The organism is Bradyrhizobium sp. MI1.4 (genome assembly GCF_055811315.1).
In genome coordinates this window covers 62,820-77,487 of record NZ_JBVVPP010000030.1, presented here as the reverse complement: position 1 = coordinate 77,487, position 14,668 = coordinate 62,820, and the positions used below count along the sequence as shown (strand labels likewise).

Sequence of the window (14,668 nt, the reverse complement as noted above, 5' to 3'; positions counted from 1 at the left end):
GCACCCGGCCTTCCCTGCGCCCTCTTGGACAAGAGGGTGAAGCGACGAAGCAAAGCTCGGGCGGAATCAGCCGCGAGAATGCGAAGCTGCGCGGTTCGCCATCACGCATGCCGAACTACAGTCGCAACCAGGAGGACGAGGACCGCGAAAACGACAATCTCCATGGCATGCGAACGATTGGCCGACGACGGAGGTTCCCCGATTTCACGAGCAATGCCGAGCAGGAGTCCGCAAGGTCGCGCACAGCAGGCCCAAGACATCGCCAAGCTGGCAGTGGCCAGGCAGCGAAATTATAAGATCATTAACAATGTTGAATCCCTGGCCGGAGCGATTGCCCTACCGTGAACCTTTCCGCCGGGGCTTTCCATGATCGATACCGCGACCAAGGCGTTGTTGCGCACCGTTCTGGACGAGGTGTGTGAAGCTGTTCCACGCTGTGAGATCGGCGCCAGGACTCGCGTAGCCTCGAAGCTTCTGGAGACTGCAAGCAGGGGCGACATCTCTGCGGATCGTCTCAAACTAGCGGCCCGCAATGCCCTTTCAGAAGTCCCGACGATGTGATGATGGTCATGTGGGGGCAGGGGTGAATTTCCACGTGACGGTCCTCAAGATCCTGGTGAGCTACCCGGATGGGTTCGCCGCCATGGAGGATCTCAAGCGGGATATGGCCATTCTGGCGACCAGCGGTCGCGACTGGACCGAGCGCACCCGGCGGCTCGCCGGGCGGGTGCCGGGGCTGGACATCTTTTCGCAAGGGCTGATCGACCGGACAAATGGCGGGTGGCGCATCACGGCCAAGGGCCGCGCCGTGCTCGGTCTGATGGAAGCTCGTCCGGACCAAGCGCCGATTGCCACCCAACAACCTCCCTCAGAACCAGAGCTTGGCCCGGCGGTCTCGCGGCACATTCCGGCGGAGAGGATCCGAGGACGACTCGCCGCGCGCCGTCGCCGACGCAATGCCCGCATGCAGGCTCGGGCGTCCTAGCGAGGAACGAGCGTCGCTCCCGAAGCTTGAGCAAACGCCTTGTGATGGAAGACGCTCATGCAAAGTTCCGACGCCACCTTGTCGACGGCCCGTTTGTCGCGAGCGACGGACGATATCTGGGTCGTGGACGATGCCCCGATCAGCGCTGCCGGTCTGAAACTTCCGGTGCGCATGACCGTCATTCGGCTCTCGAACGGCGATCTCGTGCTGCATTCGCCGGTGAGATATTCGCCGGCTCTCCGTGGTGAGCTGGAGCGGCTAGGGACCATAAGGTACTTGCTCGCGCCGAATATCGCGCACTGGATGTTCCTGTCCGACTGGCAGAGAGAGCTGCCACAGGCGACGACTTTCGCGGCGCGCGGCCTTTCGGCGCGTCGGCAAGTTCGAGCAGCACGGATCCACATCGACCGCGAGCTTGGAGAGGCGACGCCTGAGGAATGGAGGGCCGACCTCGAAGCCGTCTCGGTGAACGCTCCGATGTTCTCCGAGATCGAGCTGTTCGACAAGCGCAGCCGGACACTGATCCTGACGGATCTGGTGCAAAATCTCGATCCCGATGATCTCAGCGCGTCAAACGAGGCCGCGGCAAACCTCCTCGGCATTTCCAAGCCAAACGGAACGGCGCCGGTCTATCTCCGACTGCTGCTGCGCCTCGGCGGCCGTTCCGTGCGGTCGGCAGCCGAGCGGCTCATACGGCTGTCGCCGGAGCGGGTGATCTTCGCGCATGGCGACTGGTTCGAAGCGGACGGAACCGAGCGTCTCCGGCGATCCCTGCACTGGCTGCTTCCGGCGGGCGGCTCCGGATCCGAGCCGCGGCAAATGACTGGCACGCGCGTCGTCATAACCGGTGCCTCGAGCGGAATCGGGCGTGCTGCGGCGCTGGCCTTCGCCGGAAAGGGCGCAAGCGTGGTCCTGGCGGCACGCCGTGCCGAAGTCCTGACGAGCCTCGCTGCAGAATGCGAGGCGCTCGGAGGCCGCGCATTGGCAATCCCGACCGATGTCACCGATGCCGAGGCGGTGCAGCGGCTGGCCCGAGAGGCGGAAGACGCGCTCGGTGGCATCGACGTCTGGATCAACAACGCCGGCACCGGCGTTTTCGGGGCCTATCAGGACGCGGATATCGCACTTCATCGCCGAACGATCGAGGTCAATCTCCTCGGCACGATGCATGGCGCTTTCGCGGTGCTTCCGATCTTCCTGCGCCAGAACCGCGGTATCTTGATCAACAACATCTCGCTCGGCGGCTGGGCTCCGACGCCTTTTGCTGCGGCCTACACAGCGAGCAAATTCGGCCTTCGGGGCTTCACCGCGAGCCTGCGTCAGGAGCTCAGGGCTCATCGCAACATCCATGTCTGCGGCGTCTTCCCGGCCATGGTCGACACGCCGGGCTTCGTCCACGGCGCCAACATGTCCGGCCGAACGCTCGATCCCGGTCCGCTGCTGTATCAGGCGGAGGACGTTGCCGAGACGTTCGTGAGCCTCGTTCGCGCACCCCAAGACGAGGTCGCCGTGGGCTGGCCGGCGCGTGCCGGCCAAATTGCCTACGCGATGGCTCCGCAGATTACCGAGAACATCCTGGGGGTAGCCTTCCGCTACCTGCTGTCGCGCGCGCGCCCGGCGAAGAGCAGCGAGGGCACCATGATCGAAGCTGGTCCGCAGGGCACGTCAATCGATGGCGGTTGGCTGTCACGCAAGCAGCTCCCACCTGCCGGGGTCATCAGTCAGGGGCTCGCGGCGCTGGGACTAGCTGCGGGCGTGGCTCTCCTGGCTTCAGCAGTTGCGCGTCGCGCTGGCAGATCGGGACAAGGCGTCGCCAAGCACAAGCATGTCCTGCCGAGGCAGATCACGGCAGCGCGTAGGCCCGCACGTAATCGCCGAGTTTAGTTCCGAACGAGCCGTGGCCGCCATCGACCGTGACGACATATTGCTTGCCGTTGGCCTCATAGGTCATCGGCGTCGACTGGCCGCCGGCAGGAAGGCGGTCCTGCCAAAGCCGTCTGCCATCGCGAACGTCGAACGCGCGGATGTAGTCATCCATCGTTCCCGTGATGAAGACGACGCCGCCCGCGGTGACGATCGGAGCGCCCAGCATGGGAACGCCGAGCTTGAATGGCAGCGGCAGCGGGGCCTGATCGCGGATCGTGCCGATGCGATGCTGCCAGACCACCTTGTGCGACTTGAGATCGATCGCGGCGATGTTGCCCCATGGCGGGGCAAGGCAGGGGATGCCGAGCGGTGAGAGGAAAATGCCGAGGTCGACGCCATAGGGGGCGCCGTACATCGGCTGCACGCCGAGCTCGGTTCCCGGCGGATGCGCCGCGTTCGGCGCTGCCGGATTGTCTTTCCCGCGCGGCACGAGACGCGAGACGAAGGGAATCGATTGAGGGTTCGCGATCGCGATCTGGCGTTGCGGATCGACGGCAATGCCGCCCCATTCGAACATGCCGAAGTCTCCTGGAAACACCAGCGTGCCTTGTTCAGACGGCGGCGTGAACGGCCCCTCATAGCGCAGGCGCTTGAACTTGATCCGGCAGGCGAGTTGGTCGAACATCGTGCTGCCCCACATCTGCGCGTCGGTCAGCATGCCGGGCGGGCGAAAGCTCAACTCCGAGAAGGGCTGGGTCGGCGACAGCCGGTCTCCCTTCGCGGCGCCCTGCGGCACCGGCTTCTCCGGTGCGGGCACCAGCTGACGCCCGTCGCGGCGGTCGAGCACGAAGATGTCGCCGGTCTTTGCCGGGATGTAGATCGCAGGCGTCACGCCGCCGTTAAGGCGCAAATCGACCAGACTGGGCTGCGACGGCATATCCATGTCCCAGAGATCGTGGTGCACGTTCTGGAACGACCAACGCAGTTTCCCGGTCATGAGATCGAGGGCAATCAATGCCGAATCGTAGCGCTCGTTCTCGGGCGAACGGCCGCCGCCCCAAATATCCGGAGAACTCGAGCCGAGCGGTACATAGACCAGTCCGAGCTTCTCGTCGACCGCGGAAATGCTCCACGAATTGGGTGAGCCGGCCGTGAAATGATGCGAGGCCGAGGGCATCTCGTTCGGATCGGAATTGCCGGCATCGAATGCCCAGATCAGCCGTCCTGAATAGATGTCGAAGCCGCGGATCACGCCCGACGGCACGCGATCGGAATAGTTGTCGATCACCGCTCCGCCGACGATCAGCAACTTGTCCGTGACGACGGGCGGCGAGGTGCCCTCGTAGAAGCCGAGTGTCTGGATCTCGCTGCCCTGCTTGAGATCGATCTGTCCCTGATTGCCAAAATCCTGGCAAGGCACGCCGCTCTGCGCATCGAGCGCGAACATCCGTCCGTCGTTGGTCGGTATGAAAATGCGCCCCGCACAATCGCTCGGGGCCGGCGTGCCGTCGGCAGTTATCGCGCCGGGTTTGGTCGCGTGATAGGACACGCCGCGGCAGGTCATGTGCTGGAAGGCCTTGTTGTGCTGCACCTGCGGATCGAACTTCCAGCGCAGTTTTCCGGTCGCGGCTTCGAGCGCGAACACGATCTGGTGCGGCGAGCAGGTGTAGAGCAGATCGCCCACCTTGAGCGGCGTCGCCTGGTTGGTGATCTCGTCGGGATCGTCCGGGCCCTTGTGATCGCCGGTGCGGAATTCCCAGGCGAGCTTGAGGTCCTTGACGTTGTCCTTGGTGATCTGGCTCAGCGACGAGAAGCGCGTACCGAAGCCGCTGCCGCCGTAGGCCGTCCAGTTCTGGCCGGCAGCGGGCTGCTCCGGTTCGGGAGACGCAATGGCCCCCGTTGTTTCGCCCTCAGGTATCGTGCCGGCAAGATCGCGGCGATCGCTCGTCAGGGACATGCCGACGACGATGGCTGCGGCGACCAACACAAGGCCAAGCGCCCATCGCGCTGCGCGCAAGCGAGGCGCCAGGCGGGAGGCAATGAAGGGCAGCATCAGCCACAGGCCAAGCGGCACGAGTACGTCGCCGCGCGGCGCCAGCGACCAGAAATCGAGGCCGGCCTCCCAGATCGCCCAAGCCATCGTTCCGGCCAGCAGCGCGGCATAAACCCAGAGCGCCTCGGCGCGGCGGCGCCCGAGCAGCCAGCTCGTGAGCAGAAGCATGATGCCCGCGATCAGATAGTAGGCGGAGCCACCGAGGGCCTCGAGCCAGGCACCGCCAGCCAGGAGGCCCAGTCCCATGATAGCGACGAGCACAATGGTGATGGCCAGCAATGGCGCGTCACGGAGCCAATTCATTGAACGATGCATGGGAGGCATGATGGTCACTTCAGCGTATAGAGAAACGCCGCGATGTCCCGCGCGTCCTTCTGCGGGATGCCCATTCTCGGCATGGCATTGCCCGGCAACGCCCGCTGTGGATCCTCGATCCAATCAGCCATGTTGTCCGGCGAGTTCTGGATGTAGCCGGCGATGTAGGTCCGCGTGCCGATCCGATGCAAGGGTGGGCCGACATTGCCTTCGGCGCCGGCAATGCCGGGAATATCGTGACAGCCGCCGCAGTGATACTGCTTGACGAGGTCGGCGCCACGACGCGCGTCGCCGGTGAAGTTGTCCGGGCCCGCAGCCTTGCAGGCGGCGCCTGTGGTAGCCAGCAGCGCGGTGACTAGCAATCTCGTGATCGGATTTGCCATCGCTGCTTCCCGGCGATCAGGGCTTCTGGCCGAAATTGAAAGACTTGGTGGCAGACCAGGGATCGGTCGTCGAGACCTGCTCGCTCGGGACTTGCTCGACTTCGGGCGAAGGCAGATTCGCGGAAAAGGTTCGGCCCCATTGGTGGCTCGGCTCGTTGCTGATCTTGCCGATATAGGTGACGAGATCCCAGATCACGCTGTCGGGCAGCACGCCGCCCCAGGCCGGCATTCCGTTGGGCCGCCCTTGGTAGATCGAGAGAAAGATGTTCTCGGGCTGCGAGCCGTAAGTAAAGTTGTTGTTGCTCAGCGCCGGTCCCATGCCGCCGCCGCCATTGGGTGCGTGGCAGCCGACGCAGTTGAAGTTGACGTAGTAGGTCATCCCGCGCTGCTCCGCATTGGGATCGCCCTGCACGGGGTTCTTGATCTGCGGCGGGTCCGGCTGCGCGCCGGGATGGAGGTGACTGACCGGGACCTGCATGAAGACGCCGGGCCTGCCATTGCCGACGCTGCCACCGAAGTTCGGGTGCGGAGACAGCGTCGGCATCTGCGCCTCCTGCGACTGCGGCAAAGTCTGCTGGGCCAGCCCCGCGCCATTCGGCAGGACCGCCAGCAGTAGTGATAGGGCGCTTGCGCGCAGCACTGGAGCAGACATCACTCATGTCCTCCCGATACCATAGCCGGTTGGTCCACCAGCGGAACGCCGTAACTGAGCAGCAGCGAAGTGATCTCGGACCGGTGCTCGTCGATGAATGCATTCAGTCGGTCGCGCAAGGCGTCGTCGCCTTTGCGCACGCCCATCGCGATGGCGAACTGGAACTGCTGAGGTGCAAAGCGCTCGTAATCCCGGATCGGCATGACCGTCAGGGGGACGAGAGAGCGCTGGGCGAAATATCCGCCGAGCGGACCCCAGGCTGCGGCGACATCGAGGCTGCCGCTTTCGACGGCTTCGATCAGGCGCGCCGGGGGATTGGCCTCGCGATAATCTCCGTAGATCGAGTAGCCGCGGACGTTGTCGACGATGCCCTGTTCGCCGAGCGCCTGCGCCGGCGGGGGATTGTTGCCGTCATCGCCGATCAGATGCACGCCGATTGCGAGGTGATGCAAGCGTGGGTCGAGCAGGGACGAAAGCTCGAGGTGCTGGTCCTGCCGCGTGACGAACACGTAGCTCGAGCGATAATACGGCTTCGTCGTCTCGACGAGATCATAGCCGGACGGCACGCCCATGACGACGTCGCATTTGCCGGCTTTCAGCGTGTTACGGATGAAGCCGCGGCGCTGCGCCCACCAGGTGTAGGAGACCTGCAGGCCGAAATGCTCGGCCACCATGGCCGCGAGCCTGTTCTCGAATCCTGCTTCGGCGCTGTTCGAGAAAGGCAGATTGTTGGGATCGGCACAGACGCGAAGCTCGCGATCCGACGCTGCCGCCGCCGTGGTTGCAAGCCCGACCAGAAAACCAAGAGCGATGCCGGGATAACTATTTCGAAGGCGCATGGCTGGTGTCCTCACCATTCGCGCCGCCGAGTTTGAAGACCAGCAGCTCACTCCCGCCCGCGGTGTAGAACGGCAAATCCTGGGTCGCACCGACAAAACCGAGCGCGCCGTTGCGCACCCGCGGATCGACCTCGGCGTTGGCCACCACACCCGGCCAGCCGCCGACGCCCGACAGGATCGCGATGTATTGCTGTCCGTCGGAGCCGCGATAGGAGATCGGCTGGCCAATGAATCCGGAGCCGGCGCGGAATTGCCAGAGGACATGCCCGTCCTTGGCATCCACGGCCTTGAACAGCCGATCCATGGTGCCGTAGAACGCGACGTCGCCTGCCGTAACCAGCGCGCCGCTCCAGACCGGCAGCTTCTCGTGGATCTCCCAGACCTTCTTGCGCGCGACGGGATCCCACGCCATGAATTCGCCGCGGTGGCCGCCGGGGCCGGCATACATGTCGACATCGGCGCCCACATAAGGTGTGCCTGCGATATAGCCGACCTGCGATGCCTTGAAATTCATGCAAAGATGCTGATGCGGCACGTAGAGCAGCTTGGTGCGGGGCGACCAGGCGGTTGGCTGCCAGTCCTTGGCGCCCGGCGCGGCCGGGCAGATGTTCTCGACGGTCTTGCCGGCGAGCGGCGTCTTCTCCTCGTTGGGGATGATCTTGCCGGTCTTGAGATCGACGCCGTTATAGGCATTGACGAATTCAAACGCGTCCGCCGAGATGACTTCGCCGGTCGCCCGATCCATCACGTACATATAGCCGTTGCGGCCCGGGTGGATCAGCACCTTGCGCGGCTGTCCATTCAGTTCGAGATCGACGAGCACATTCTCGTTGATCTCGTCGTGGTCGAACAGGTCGTGCGGGTTGATCTGGTAAGCCCATTTGGCGCGGCCGGTGTCGGGGTCGCGGGCAAAGATTGTGGTGCTCCAGAGATTGTCGCCGCTGCGCTGGTTGGCGTTCCATGGGCTCGGATTGGCTGTGCCGTAGTAGATCAGATTGAGTTCGGCATCGTAGGAGATCCATCCCCACATCGTGCCGCCGCCGACCTGCCAGCGGTCGGCCGGCCACGTCTTCACGCCGAGATCCTTGCCCTTGAGACTGTCGTAGAACGGCTTGAAGTCGTCGCCGATCAGCACGTCCTTGTCCGGGCCCGTGGCGTAGGCGCGCCACGCAATGGCCCCGGTGTTTTCATCGAGCGCGGTGACCCAGCCGCGCACGCCCATCTCGCCGCCGCTGTTGCCGACGAGCACCTTGCCCTTGACCACGACGGGAGCCATCGTGATGGTCTCGCCCTTGTTGATCTCCCCGAGCTTCGTATGCCACAGCTCCTTGCCGGTCTTGGCGTCGATCGCGACCGTGTGGTTATCAAGCGTGTTGAGGAAGACCTTGCCGTTGTCGAAGGCGAGTCCGCGATTGACCACGTCGCAGCAGGCAACGCCCGCGGCTGCCGGTTCAGGCTTTGGCGCGTAGGACCATTTCAATTCACCGCTCGTGGCATCGAGTGCGAACACACGGTTGGGGTAGGGGCCGGCATAAGGGCCGACCACATACATGGTGCCATCGACCACGAGCGGCGCCGCCTCCTGGCCGCGATCGGCACCGACCGAGAACGTCCATGCAAGCTGGAGGCGCGATGCATTGGACGTGTTGATCTGATCAAGGTTGCTATAGCGGGTGTTGGCGTAATCGCGCGCCGCCATCGGCCATTGGCCTGGATCTTTCATGCGGCTGGCAAGATCGGTCTGTGCCGAGGCGGACGACAGCAACGCGCAGGACGCGCAAAGGGCACAAAGGAAGCCTGGAAGTCGGCCCAGCAAACGCGTGAGACCACGCACTAACATATGTAAAGATCTCCACGGCAGTGACGAGGCCGTGCGCCGTTGCAGGCCGGTTTACGAACCTACAAACGTTCCGACTTCGCTTGGTTCCAAAGAGGTGAGACCGACGACGAGCTATCTCACGACGTTGCCGGATACGCCGGCGCCGAGGTCAACTGCGATCTGATCTTCCTTGCCGTTACACTTGGGGTGGCCAAATCCAGACGGACTTTTGCCGTCGGGTCCGATGTCATAGATGATTGCGTCTTTCATGTTGGGGCTGACGCCGGCCGGCACGCGGTCGAGCCCGAGCTGGTGACGCACGCGCCAGGCCACGTTGTGATCCGCGCAGGAACTGTCACCGCTCACACCCAGCGCCCCGGCCACGCCGTTGCCGTCATAGAGCGCCAACCCGCCTCCGAACACGATGGTGCCGCCGATCGGCTTGCCTACCATCGGATCCTGGGCCGTGCCGAAGTTGTCGGGAGATCCGGCGTACAAGGCTTCCGGAGACGGCGGGTTGCCGAGTGCCGCTCCGAACAGGAACCCGCCGGGCTGCGCACCGGCATAGAGATTGGCGGTCGCGATCGCCTTGTCCTTCAGGCTGAACGCATTTGCCGTATTGGCCTTCTCGGCCGCGATGGCCCGGCTGCCGAGCCACTGGTCGTCGACCTTGCCGCCGCTATAGGCAACTGCGCAGACGATGCCCTGCCGATTGACGACGGCAGCCCACTCGTTGTTGTCGAGACCGCCGTTGCTGGGGCCGCCGCCCGGCTTGACACTCTTCTTGAGGATATCGGCGAGCTTGTCATGGTCGACCGGGCACGACATCCCTGACTTGGGTTGGTCCTGCGCGCTCAAGACTGCAGGCACCAAGAATGCTGCGGTGATTGCCGTTAGCACCATGACGGATCGTTTTTCCATGTGGCCTCCGTGGAGTGTCGCAGTCGGCAGGCGAACGTTCGAACAGAAGTTGCGGTTCCTATGCAGCGTCGCTCAGCCCGGATGTTGAAGGGAGCGGCAGGCGGGAATGACCGCCGTTCGCAGTCAGCCAGCGGTGAGCAAAGAACAACGCGGCGCCGGTATAGAGTAGGCCCATGGGCACCCACATCAGGATGCCGGCGAGCTGCTGGTCCTCGAGTGCCGAGAGGCCGAATTCCCCGGCGAGGGCGCCCTGGCCTGGGATCCACAGCCGCGGCGACACGGTCAGCAGAGCTCCGAGCACGCCGGAATGCAAAATGGTGATGAAAAGGCACGCGACAGCGATGCCGTCGCGAATTCGAGTGCTACGGCCCTGACCGCGGCCATGCAGCAGCACCCACCAGAACAACAGCGCAGTCGCGAAGAAGCTGATGTGCTGGAGACGATGGATCGCCGTATTCTCGAGCGCCCACGCATATAAAGGCGGTGCATGCCAGACCCAGAGCGCTGCGCCGTGCAGGATGGTCGCGCTCATGGGGTGGCTTACAAAACGCCAGGGCCACGCCAGGATCGGCCAATTGAGCATGCGACCCGCGGCCGGGCGCAGCCGGGCTGGCAAGCTCCACAGCAGCGGGCCATTGATCCGGGCGTACGCCATCAGCGGTGCCGCGACCACCATCAGCAGTTCGTGCTCGATCATGTGCGCAGTGAACAGACGCTCGCCGAGCCAGTGCAGCGGCGAGGTCACGGCAAGTGCGGCCACCAGCCATCCGGTCCAGAACGCGGCCACCTGGCGGAAGCTGACGCCACGGCCACCACCTGCATGATGCCAGAGCCGCTGCGTTCCGACATAGAAGCCGATACCGACGGCATAGAGCGGGGCCATGAGCCAGGGATCGTAGCTCCAGAGCGAACCGGGATCGACATCCGATAGTCCGTGCGCATCGGCCGGCGCCGCGAGCAGCGCGAGCAGCAGTGCTGCAAAGCTCAGCGCAGGCATGGGCTGATCATGAGCGAGGCGGCGAACTGGTTCGCAATCACCAGCGCAAATAACACGCCGGAGCCGACGCCGAGCCAGGCCATGAACGTTCGTGGTCCGCCACCCCGCGCATCGGCCCATTCAGCCCCGGCGCCGCGCCGAACGGCGCGGGCTGAAATGACGGTGCCTGCGAGAGCGACGATAGCGAGAGCCGCACCCATGATCGCGCCGCTGATTCTGATCTGTTCGCAGGAGAAGTGTGCGAGCACATAGACGCCCTGCAAATTGATACCCCACGCGATGGGCCCGAGCGCAACGCCGGCCCAATAGAGCAGTCTGGAATGTCCGTCGGCTGCGGTCATAGGCGTGGCACCCAATCGAGCAAGACATAGAGCGGCAGCCAGGCGAGCACGACGAAGTTCCAATAGAACACGTTGTCGGTCACGTCGCTGAACCGGCGCGGTTTCGCATGGCGCGTGAACATCAATACCGCCAGCACGACCGTGTCGCCGACATCGGTGGCAAGGTGGGTCGTGTGCAGCCCCAGAATGAGCCAAACAATGGAGCCGTAAGCTGAATTGTCCCAGCGGGTGTTGAGATGCGCGAACTCGAAGCCGCGCAGCACCAGCAGGGCAATGCCGATCAGGGCCATCACGATGAGTCCGGTCCGCACCTTCGCGAGATCCTGCCGGTGTGCGGCGCGGTTGGTGATCTCGTTCGGGATGATGCTCAGCAGATAGACCACGACTTCGGCTGTGCCTGGCCAGAGATCGGGCGGCGAGGCGCCGATCGGCCAAGTTGGGTTGACGGCGTAGAGATAGAGATAGGCACCGATGGCAATGGCAAAGCCCATGCCCTCCAGCGCCATGAAGCCCATGGCGCCCCACCACGGTCCGCTGCGCGGGCCATAGCCGTAAGTCGGCAGTTCAGCGACATTGCGGACGATAGTCTGTCTCACTCCTCGTCCTCCTTGCTGCCGCTCGGCCAGAACCAGCCGACCAACGTCACGGCCATCGGTGGTGTGCCCCAGAGCACGGCCCAGGGCGTGAAGATCGAGCCGATGAAGAACACTGTCGTCGCGATAGCTGTGAGCAGCGGCCAGATGCTGGGTTCGGGCGAAGCCTCCCGGATCTGCGGCTCAGCTTCCGCGAGCGAGGTCAGCAGGACCTCGCGCCGCTCGGCGCTCAGACCCGCGACCACGGGCAGGCTCTCGCTATCGGCCCACAGCGGATCGCGGTGCTTGACCACCGGAATGCGGTCGAAATTCTGCGGCGGGGGCGGCGATGACGTCGCCCATTCCAGCGTTGAGGCATCCCAAGGATTGTCGCCTGCAAGCGCACCTTTGCGAAGGCTGTAGATCACGTTGACCAAAAGCAACGCGAAGCTGAGCGCGAAAATGAGAGCACCACCGCTGGACACGAGATTCAGGTGCGCCCAGTCCATGTCGGCGGTGTAGGTGTAGACCCGGCGCGGCATTCCGATCAGCCCGAGGATGTGCATCGGGAAGAAGGCGACGTTGAAGCCGACGAAGGCGAGCCAGAAATTCCAGCGCCCGAGTCGCTCGCTGAGCATGCGGCCGGCGATCTTGGGAAACCAGTAGTAGACCGCGCCGACCAGCGGGAACACAGCGCCGCCGATCAGGACATAATGGAAGTGGGCGACGACGAAATAGGTGTCGTGCACCTGGGTGTCGATCGGGACCGAGGCGACCATGACGCCGGACAGCCCGCCTAGCACGAAGATCACGATGAAGCCGATCACGAACAACAGCGGGGTCCGGTAGACCGGACGCCCGTCCCAGAGCGTTGCCAGCCAGCAGAAGATCTGCAGCCCGCTCGGCACCGCGATCAGCATACTGGAGGCTGTGAACAGGGCCGCGCCGAGTTGGGGCAGGCCCGTGACGAACATGTGGTGGACCCAGAGACCGAACGACAGGAAGCCGGTCGCGATCAACGAGAGGATCACCACGGGATAGCCGATCACCGGCCGTCGTGCGAACGTCGCGAGGATCGCCGAGACCATTCCCGTGCCCGGGATGAAGATGATGTAGACCTCGGGATGGCCGAAGAACCAGAACAGATGCTGCCAGAGCAGGGGATGTCCGCCCGAGGAGGAATCATAGAAGCGCGTGTTGACGAGGCGATCCAGGATCAGTGACGTCGATGCGACCATGATCGAGGGCATCGCGAACATCACAAGGAAGCTCGTCACCAGCATGGCCCAGACGAACAGGGGAATGCGGTCGAGCGTCATGCCGGGCGCGCGGAGCTTGAACACGGTCACGATGATTTCCACGGAGACGGCGAGCGCCGCGACCTCGGTGAAGGTGATCATTTGCGCCCAGACATCCGGGCGCTTTGTCGGCGTAAATTGCAGCGAGGAGAGCGGGACATAGGCAAACCAGCCAACGTCCGGGCCGACATTCAGCGCAAAGGAAATCCAGAGAAAGCAGCCGCCGAACAGAAACATCCAATAGCTGAAGGCGTTCAGTCGCGGAAAGGCGATGTTCCGCGTGCCGACCATCAACGGCACCAGATAAACGGCGAACGCCTCCATGACCGGCACGGCGAACAGGAACATCATCGTCGAGCCGTGCATCGTGAAGACCTGATTGTACTTGTCGGCGGAGAGAAACGTCTTCTCCGGCCCGGCCAGCTGAATGCGCATCAGGACCGCGAGGAGGCCGCCGAGGAGCAGGAATACGAACGCCGTGATGATGTAGCGGCGGCCGACCACCTTGTGGTCGACCGACGTCAGCGCGCCCATCCAGCCGGACGGCGTGCGCCACACTTTCTCCAGCTGTGCGGAAAGTCGAAGGCCGTTCAGGACGTCGTCCCGCAACTCATTTGGTTCAGCGGCGATGCTCACTTGAGCTGCTCCAGATAATGAATGATGGCGATCATTTCATCCGATTGCAGCGGCATCCTCGGCATGAGATTGCCGGGCTTGATGTGCTGGGGATCGGCGATCCAGGCGCCGAGCGTGGCCGAATTATTCGGCAACGTTCCCGCCGCGATGGTCGTGCGGCTGCCGATATGCGTGAGATCCGGGCCGAGCTGCCCGCCGGCCAGCGTGCCGCTAATGTTGTGGCACAAGGCGCATCCGCGCGCCCGGAACAGAGCCTCGCCCTGCTTGCCGAGCGGATCGGCAGGGCTGTTGGCGCTCTGGTTTTCATGGTCACGCCAGCGGCCGAACTCGTCGGGTGACATCGCGATCACGGCAAATGCCATGTGGGCGTGCTGGATCCCGCAGAACTCGGCGCATTGCCCGCGATAGATGCCCGCGTTCTTCGCCGTGAATTGCAGCTCGTTCTTCTGCCCGGGGATCAAGTCCATCTTGCCGGTCAGGCTGGGCACCCAGAAACTGTGGATCACGTCGGCCGATTCCAGTTCCAGTCTCACCGGCTCGCCAGTGGGGATTCGAATCTCGTTGGCCGTCACGAAACTCTGGTGCGGACTGTCGGCCTCATAGCGGACCTCCCACCACCATTGGTGGCCGATGATCTTGAGGATGTGGGCTTTCTCGTCCTTGGCAAAGACGGTACGTTGTCCGGCATAGCTCACGAAGGAGAGACCGAGCACGACGGCGGTGGTCGCAATCCCAAGCGCGAGGATGACGCGCCCGGAGCGTTCCTCGAAGGCTTGGTGAAGGTCAAGCGGCCGATCAGCCGAACGTTTTCGCCGCATCATTCCGATGCAGAGCGCGATCACGACGGCGGTCCAGACGACCGCCGACACAGCGAGGAAGATGAACAGCGTGTGCAAGATCTGGCCGGATTGCAGCCCTTGCGGATCGAGCGCCGATTGCCGGCCCGCACACGCCGTGAGCGGCCAGATCGTGCACAACACCAGAACCCTTC

At 63.8% G+C, this 14,668-nt stretch carries 15 protein-coding genes; 4 read left to right on the top strand and 11 right to left on the bottom strand.

From position 1 onward, the window contains the following. The 4 genes from AC0L23_RS26530 to AC0L23_RS26515 all read left to right on the top strand — a co-directional run. Positions 1–296: hypothetical protein (locus tag AC0L23_RS26530; protein WP_473357528.1), on the top strand; the 296-nt coding region annotated here is incomplete at its 5' end. Positions 297–366: 70 nt separating this feature from the next. After that, positions 367–561 (top strand): hypothetical protein, encoded by a 195-nt coding sequence (locus tag AC0L23_RS26525; protein ID WP_018460409.1) that lies wholly within the window; start codon positions 367–369, stop codon positions 559–561. Positions 562–583: 22 nt separating this feature from the next. Next, positions 584–985 carry a hypothetical protein gene (locus tag AC0L23_RS26520; protein WP_377791641.1) on the top strand — a complete coding sequence of 134 codons (402 nt, stop codon included), beginning with the start codon at positions 584–586 and terminating at the stop codon, positions 983–985. A 57-nt stretch (positions 986–1,042) separates the two neighbouring features. Further along, positions 1,043–2,869 carry an SDR family oxidoreductase gene (locus AC0L23_RS26515; RefSeq protein ID WP_473357527.1) on the top strand — a complete coding sequence of 609 codons (1,827 nt, stop codon included), beginning with the start codon at positions 1,043–1,045 and terminating at the stop codon, positions 2,867–2,869. Here AC0L23_RS26515 and AC0L23_RS26510 read toward each other — a convergent pair. The 11 genes from AC0L23_RS26510 to coxB form a co-directional block, all read right to left on the bottom strand. Then, on the bottom strand, positions 2,829–5,207 hold the full coding sequence (locus tag AC0L23_RS26510) for a glucose/quinate/shikimate family membrane-bound PQQ-dependent dehydrogenase (RefSeq protein WP_473357526.1): 2,379 nt from the start codon (positions 5,205–5,207) through the stop codon (positions 2,829–2,831). The genes AC0L23_RS26515 and AC0L23_RS26510 overlap by 41 nt on opposite strands. A 26-nt stretch (positions 5,208–5,233) precedes the next feature. After that, positions 5,234–5,602 (bottom strand): c-type cytochrome, encoded by a 369-nt coding sequence (locus AC0L23_RS26505; protein ID WP_018460405.1) that lies wholly within the window; start codon positions 5,600–5,602, stop codon positions 5,234–5,236. 16 nt (positions 5,603–5,618) lie between these two features. Continuing rightward, positions 5,619–6,254: a c-type cytochrome gene (locus tag AC0L23_RS26500; protein ID WP_085383998.1), complete on the bottom strand. Its 636-nt coding sequence runs from the start codon at positions 6,252–6,254 to the stop codon at positions 5,619–5,621. Next, entirely contained in the window at positions 6,254–7,093 is an 840-nt protein-coding gene (locus AC0L23_RS26495; protein WP_085348952.1) for a substrate-binding domain-containing protein, read from the bottom strand. The genes AC0L23_RS26500 and AC0L23_RS26495 overlap by 1 nt, the downstream gene beginning before the upstream one ends. Further along, positions 7,077–8,933, bottom strand: coding sequence for a PQQ-dependent dehydrogenase, methanol/ethanol family (locus tag AC0L23_RS26490; RefSeq protein ID WP_204511979.1), 1,857 nt, complete (start codon positions 8,931–8,933; stop codon positions 7,077–7,079). Before AC0L23_RS26490 ends, AC0L23_RS26495 begins: the two co-directional genes overlap by 17 nt. A gap of 111 nt (positions 8,934–9,044) precedes the next feature. Further along, entirely contained in the window at positions 9,045–9,833 is a 789-nt protein-coding gene (locus AC0L23_RS26485) for a GlcG/HbpS family heme-binding protein (RefSeq protein ID WP_085348954.1), read from the bottom strand. A 58-nt stretch (positions 9,834–9,891) separates the two neighbouring features. Then, on the bottom strand, positions 9,892–10,830 hold the full coding sequence (locus tag AC0L23_RS26480) for a cytochrome c oxidase assembly protein (protein WP_085348955.1): 939 nt from the start codon (positions 10,828–10,830) through the stop codon (positions 9,892–9,894). Next, positions 10,818–11,171 (bottom strand): hypothetical protein, encoded by a 354-nt coding sequence (locus AC0L23_RS26475; protein WP_473357525.1) that lies wholly within the window; start codon positions 11,169–11,171, stop codon positions 10,818–10,820. The genes AC0L23_RS26480 and AC0L23_RS26475 overlap by 13 nt, the downstream gene beginning before the upstream one ends. After that, a complete protein-coding gene (locus AC0L23_RS26470) occupies positions 11,168–11,767 on the bottom strand; it encodes a cytochrome c oxidase subunit 3 (protein ID WP_085348957.1) in 600 nt (199 codons plus the stop codon). Before AC0L23_RS26470 ends, AC0L23_RS26475 begins: the two co-directional genes overlap by 4 nt. Beyond that, positions 11,764–13,677 (bottom strand): cytochrome c oxidase subunit I, encoded by a 1,914-nt coding sequence (ctaD, locus tag AC0L23_RS26465; protein WP_473357524.1) that lies wholly within the window; start codon positions 13,675–13,677, stop codon positions 11,764–11,766. Before ctaD ends, AC0L23_RS26470 begins: the two co-directional genes overlap by 4 nt. Next, positions 13,674–14,657, bottom strand: coding sequence for a cytochrome c oxidase subunit II (gene coxB, locus AC0L23_RS26460; protein ID WP_456653697.1), 984 nt, complete (start codon positions 14,655–14,657; stop codon positions 13,674–13,676). The genes ctaD and coxB overlap by 4 nt, the downstream gene beginning before the upstream one ends. Between the last annotated feature and the right edge of the window lie 11 nt (positions 14,658–14,668).